Source organism: Secundilactobacillus hailunensis (assembly GCF_005405185.1).
GTDB classification, from domain to species: Bacteria; Bacillota; Bacilli; order Lactobacillales; family Lactobacillaceae; genus Secundilactobacillus; species Secundilactobacillus hailunensis.
Genome location: NZ_BJDO01000073.1, coordinates 1 through 6405 on the forward strand (window position 1 = coordinate 1; position 6405 = coordinate 6405).

A 6405-nucleotide genomic window follows, 5' to 3' on the forward strand; every position below is an offset into this window, starting at 1 on the left:
CGGACTTTACCTTTAAAAATTCAGAAAATTGCTTAGCTAAAAGCTTAATCTGATCGTTAGACAAATTAGCATAATCTAAATTGGCTTGACTGATGATTTATTTACCTAGCCGTTGTTCAATCTTATTTTTTTCGTCCTTAATTTTCTGATTAAGGGCTTTTAATTTAGCTTCTTGTTTTTCTAAGTTACTTTTAGACATAACGATTCCTCCAATCATATTAGAAATAATCACCGAAACTATATCATATAGGAAACGTTAAGTCAAAGTATAAAAGTTGAAATAGCGAAGCGGAAGGCATACACTAAAAATAAATTCAGGAGAATCAGCAGACCGAGTTAAATGAGGTCAATGCGCACTTACACCCCACTAAATTATTGTGGGGTAAATCGTGCTAAAATCCTGTATTAGAAGTCGCCGATGGCGACAACAAGGTCAAAACCCATAGAATCAAAGGAAGACGGTGACTGACATGGCAATATTCCACATGAGTTTTAGTAATATTAGTGCTGGTAAAGGACGAAGTGCGATTGCCAGTTCCGCTTATCGAAGTGGTGAAAATCTATTTGATGATAAGGAAGGTCGCCACTATTTTTATGCCCGATCGATCATGCCAGAAAGCTTTATTTTGACGCCAAAAAATTCACCTGAATGGGCGAGTGATCGAGAGCAGTTGTGGAATGAAGTTGAAAAGAAAGATCGTAAATCAAACTCACGGTATGCAAAAGAGTTTAACGTGGCTTTACCGGTAGAATTAAGTGAATCCGAACAGAAAGAATTACTGACAAAATATGTGCAAGAAAATTTTGTTGATCAAGGCATGGTAGCTGATGTAGCGATTCATCGCGACCACCAAGATAATCCGCACGCACATGTGATGTTAACTAACCGACCATTTAACCCAGACGGAACATGGGGAATCAAGAGTAAAAAGCAATATATTTTAGATGAGAATGGCAATAAAATGTATACCGGAACTAGCAAGTACCCTAAGAGTAGAAAGATACTGATGGTCGATTGGGATAAGAAAGAAAAAATAATTGAATGGCGTCATAATTGGGCAGTTAGTGTCAATCAGGTTTTAGAGCAAAAAAATATTCCGGATCGGATCAGTGAAAAATCATTTGTGGAACAGGGAATAGCTGACACACCAATGCAACACGAGGGAATCAATAGCAAACGACATGAAAGAAAGGCATTTAATCAACAAGTTAAGAACTATCGTAAGTCCAAAGCTGGCTATAAAAATATGCAGGATAAAGTAGTTAATCGAGGCCACTTGGATAGCCTAAGTAAACACTTCTCGTTTAACGAGAAAAAAGTGGTCAAAGAGTTAAGCCACGAACTGAAAACTTATATTAGTTTGGAAAGTTTAGATGATAAGCGGCGCATGCTATTTAATTGGAAAAACAGTACCTTAATTAAGCACGCTGTTGGTGAAGATGTCACTAAGCAATTATTGACGATTAACCAACAAGAAAGTTCACTAAAAAAAGCAGACGAACTCTTAAATAAAGTAGTTGATCGCACTACGAAAAAACTTTATCCAGAGCTTAATTTTGAACAGACCACACAAGCTGAAAGACGAGAATTAATTAAGGAAACCGAAAGCGAGCAAACAGTTTTCAAAGGCAGTGAATTAAACGAACGTTTAATGAATATTCGTGATGATTTATTGACCCAGCAATTATTGACCTTTACCAAGCGGCCATACGTTGGTTTTAAGTTATTAATGCAACAAGAAAAAGAGGCCAAAATTGATCTGAAATATACGCTAATGATTCATGATGATAGCTTAGAAAGTCTAGAACACGTTGATCAAGGTCTACTAGAAAAGTATTCACCAACCGAGCAGCAAAAGATGACTCGCGCAGTCAAAGATTTACGAACAATCATGGCTGTTAAGCAAGTTATTCAAACCCAATACCAGGAAGTTTTAAGAAGAGCCTTTCCTAACGGCAATTTTAATGAATTACCAATGATTAAACAGGAACAAGCCTATACAGCCGTGATGTACTATGATCCTGTTTTAAAGCCATGTCAGGCCGAAACGATTGAACAGTGGCAAGCAAATCCACCACAGGTTTTCAGTACCCAAGAACATCAACAAGGACTAGCTTATTTATCGGGACAGCTTAGCTTAGATCAGTTAGAGAATCATCACTTACAACGGGTTTTAAAGCATGACGGCACTAAACAACTCTTTTTGGGTGAATGTAAAGTCGATCCAACGATCAAGAACAGTCAGATTGAGAAAATCCAAAAACAGTTAAAAGGGCAACAAGCCAAGGACGACCAATACAGAAAAGCAAATATCGGACATTATCAACCATTGAACTACAAGCCAGTTAGTCCAGAATATTACCTAAAGACGGCCTTTAGTGACGCAATCATGGCCGCTCTATATGCCCGTGATGAAGATTACCAACGGCAAAGACAGGCGCAAGGTTTAAAAGAGGCCGAGTGGGAAATGACGAAAAAGCAACGGCAACACCAAACTCGAAATCGGCATGAAGATGGGGGCATGCACTTGTAATCGGAATAAAAAATGCACCGTTAAACCTGGTTAAAAGCGGCTGAACAAGGCAAAACAGAATTAGAACAAAAGCTGAATCATAAGGAGTGAACGAACATGACCACTGTTATCTTAGCTGAAAAGCCTAGTCAAGCCCGTTCATACGTCCAAGATTTTCAAAAGAGCATAAAAAGCAGGGTTACTATACGGTAGTGACCCTATTTTGCCCGAAAAATACAAAGTTGAAGTGTCAGCTAGTAAACAAGCATAATTCAGGATCGTTAAAGACCTGTTAACCAAAGCCGATACCATTATTGTTACCACCGATAGTGGTCGAGAAGGGTCAAATATCGCGTGGTCGATCATGAACCAAGCGCATATTGATGTTAAGTCGAAAATGATTAAGCGCCTTTGGTTGAATAGCCTAGAAAAAGACGCGATTATTACCGGATTCAAAAATCTTGGTGATTGGCACAAAGACTATCTGGCTTATAAAGAAGCCCAAACTCGTCAAATTAGCGATTGGTTGATCGGTATGAATGGTAGTCCCTTATATACTTTGTTGTTGAGACAAAATGGGGTGCGCGGGGTGTATTCAATTGGTCGCGTGCAGACGCCAACCTTGTATATGGTCTATCAAAGAGACCAGACAATCAAAAACTTTAAGCCGGAACCCTATTTTGAACTAAATGCGAAAATTTTAGCCAATCAGCAAAAATTCGTCGCAAAATTAGACCCCTATCAGCGGTTTAAAGATGAAACAGGGCTAATGACATTCATGCAAGCTAAACACGTTCAGAAAGGCTCACAGGGCGGTTTAATCAAGGACGTGCAAAAGCAGGTTAAAAGAGTGCCAGTCCCCAACTATTCTCGCTATCCAGTCTGCAAAGTGCGATGAATAAACGGTATCATGCCAGTGCCAGCCAAACCTTAGCGGCTATTCAAAGTTTATATGAAGCCAAGTTGTTGAGTTATCCCCGAACGGATTGTGCTTATATCACTAATGAAGAATTTGAGTATTTAGTGGCTAATCTGACGAAGTATCTGGGGTTAGCCTCTAAGCGAGTCGCTTTAACCAATACCACCCCGAATAAGCGCTATGTTAATGGGAAAAAGGTTGAAGAACACTACGCCATTATTATGACTAAAGTCGTGCCGACGAAAGAGGAACTGGCCAGCTTGCCTAAATTACAGCAACAGGTCTATGATTTGGTTTTAAGAACGACGTTAGCGATGTTTGCTGATCCGTATGAGTACGAGGAAACCACCATTATCACCCAAGTTGGTGACGCCAATTTTAAAGCAACCGGTAAGGTCCCAACTAAGCAGGGTTGGCAAGCTTTATTTGATGAAAACAAAGCCGACCAGCAAAAGGCAGCCACCCTACCGATCGTTCACCAAGGCGACCAAGTTCAAGCAAATCTGCAAACACCGCAAAAAGAAACGACCCCACTAGTACCGTTTACCGAAGGGACATTAATCACAGCCATGAAGACGGCCGGTAAAACGCTTGATGATGAAGAAGCCCAGGCGATTCTCAAAGACGTGCAAGGAATTGGGACAAGTGCGACCCGGGCCAATGTGCTAGAAGTGTTAAAGAAACGCGGGTATCTCGTCACTGAAAAGAACAAACTCCACGTCAGTGAAGCTGGGATCACATTATGTAAAGCGGTCGAACTCGAACCCTTGTTAACTAGCCCAGAGATGACAGCAAAATGGGAGCAAGCGTTACAACAAATCAGTACCGAAGAACGCACCCCGGATAACTTTTTGAACCAAATCAAAAAGTTCGTGGCAAAGTTGCTTGCTGATGTCCCCACACAATTAACTGGTAGTGCAGCCATTAAGCAACAAATTAATCATCAACAGCAAGCCCAAAAAGCCGCCGAGGTCTTCTTAGAAACACCGCAAGCGACCGTTTTAAATAAACAGAAGTTTTACATTGTAAAGCCTAAGCAAGGCGAAGACTTTACCCTGCCCAAGAAATGGAGCAGTAAAACCCTCGGTAAAACTGCGATCAAAGCCTTAATCACTAAGGGGGAAACCAGCAAACTAAAGGGGTTCAAGAGCAAAAAAGGAAAGTCGTTTGACGCCAAGTTAAAGCTTGACGGCCATAAATTAAGTTTTGATTTTGATTAGAACCTGCCTACCGCCCTACACTACGTTCCGGTTGGTGAACCCGTCATTTAGGTTCACTTTTACAACCCTAAAAGTAAACCTAAACAACGGGTGAGATTAGCAACGCAAAGGAGATCATAAATATGGATAACGAATTAACAGTCATTGGGAGTGAATTACCGGTTTTGCAGACTAAAGGAACCTACAAGTATTTAAAAGAAATTACTGGTAACGGGGCCTATTATCAAGTAGCTTGGCAAAAATTATCTGACGGTTACGTTGCCCTTTATGGCACGACCTCGATTCAAATAAGATCATTGCCGACATTGAATGATATTTTTGAAGATGAGGAGGGGTAGACAATGCCGAGTAAAGCAGACGTTAAAGCCTGGAAAGCACAATTGGTCGCCCAGGCTGAACAACAAATCCTAAAATTAACTGATAGTGGCCAATTTAAAAAGTACCTCAATACCTTGGCTAAATTCCATCATTATAGCGCCAGAAACATTGATTTGATTTATGCGCAAAATCCGCAAGCGACCCAGGTCGCGGGCTTTAAGCAATGGCAAACAGATTTTAACCGCACCGTTAATAAGGGCGCTAAGTCCATTCGAATTGCGGCCCCGATTATTAAGAAATTAACACCCGCTGAGCAAAAGCGACTTGATACTACCGACGAACGGGCCATTGTTGGTTATCGTTACCTACCCATCTTCGACGTGGCACAAACTAGTGGTGACCCTGTCCTAAGCGCTAAAGACTTTGTCAAAGAAAATTTGGCTGATCATCAGAATGTGACAAGCTTATATAACGCGTTCAAAGATTATTTAAACCAGCAACCCGACCTTCAAGTCAGTGAAGTTCCTTTAGCGACGCTAAATGGGGCTAAGGGGTATTTTCAACCCAGCACTAATGAAATCGTCATTGGTGGCGATGAGCCCGACAATGCTTTGAAACTAAAGACGTTATATCACGAATATGCGCATAGTCAGTTGCATGGGTTAAAATCAGCCTTTAAAGATCGCCCACGAGCCTATCAGGAAACCCAAGCCGAAGCGGTCGCATATGTTGCCATGCAAAATATTGGGGTTGATACGGGCAATTACTCCCTCGGTTATGTAGCTACCTGGGCCAAAGATAAAGCCGTGATCCATAGTGCTTTAAGTGAAATCCAGCAAGTTAGCAACAAAGTGATTGAGCTTAGTGACGGGTTAACCAAACAATTAGGCTTACAAGAAGCACAAAAAGAACCTGAGCATGATTTAAAAAAGCTAGCAGCCCAGGATCTTAATAAGTCCTATCAAGGCTTGCAACAACAAGTTCAGCAAGCAACGAATCCACAACAAAAATCAGAACTAAAAAATAAATTAAATGATGTACACCAGAAAATCAGTAATCGAACGCAAAAACAGCTGCAAGCATTTGCTAAAAAGAATCCAGAAATTAAACAACCAGATTCTGAACCCGATCAAAGTCTAAAACGTTAGCCAGTTTTTAAAGGGCATGCTATAATGGAGACAGAAAAAGGAAGTCCTGCGCTAACAAGACTTCCCATGCAAGCCGCTTCAAAGGCGGTGGCAGAAATTTAATAAACGATTTTAGCTCGTCCTGTGACCTCTACCAAAGTTACACAGGGCGGCTTTTTTATTTGTGGTGCTTGTCGATATAGCTGAGGAGCGCGATTAAAAACGTGCCAAACAGCAACATCAACGAGAGTGTCTGGAAGACGCTCATTGACTGTGAAACCTTCCTGAAGATTATTCCATGTTCCCAT

4 protein-coding genes and 2 pseudogenes are annotated in these 6405 nt (G+C 40.9%); 4 read left to right on the forward strand and 2 right to left on the reverse strand.

The window, feature by feature from the left end; translation table 11 throughout:
- Positions 1–199: pseudogene (locus FFM73_RS11805) on the reverse strand (hypothetical protein); the annotation flags it as partial.
- Positions 200–470: 271 nt separating this feature from the next.
- Between FFM73_RS11805 and mobQ the strand changes: the two are divergent.
- The 4 genes and pseudogenes from mobQ (at position 471) to FFM73_RS11830 (ending at position 6118) form a co-directional block, all read left to right on the forward strand.
- Complete coding sequence (gene mobQ / locus FFM73_RS11810) at positions 471–2534, forward strand: MobQ family relaxase (RefSeq protein ID WP_137631873.1); 2064 nt, start codon at positions 471–473, stop codon at positions 2532–2534.
- A gap of 96 nt (positions 2535–2630) precedes the next feature.
- A pseudogene (locus FFM73_RS13040) lies at positions 2631–4652 on the forward strand (type IA DNA topoisomerase).
- Between the two features lie 122 nt (positions 4653–4774).
- A complete protein-coding gene (locus tag FFM73_RS11825) occupies positions 4775–4990 on the forward strand; it encodes a hypothetical protein (protein WP_016526809.1) in 216 nt (71 codons plus the stop codon).
- 3 nt (positions 4991–4993) lie between these two features.
- On the forward strand, positions 4994–6118 hold the full coding sequence (locus FFM73_RS11830; RefSeq protein ID WP_137631876.1) for an ArdC-like ssDNA-binding domain-containing protein: 1125 nt from the start codon (positions 4994–4996) through the stop codon (positions 6116–6118).
- Between the two features lie 157 nt (positions 6119–6275).
- Here the strand turns inward: FFM73_RS11830 and FFM73_RS13045 are convergent, their stop codons facing one another.
- Positions 6276–6365, reverse strand: coding sequence for a putative holin-like toxin (locus tag FFM73_RS13045; protein ID WP_021353390.1), 90 nt, complete (start codon positions 6363–6365; stop codon positions 6276–6278).
- Positions 6366–6405 lie beyond the last annotated feature (40 nt).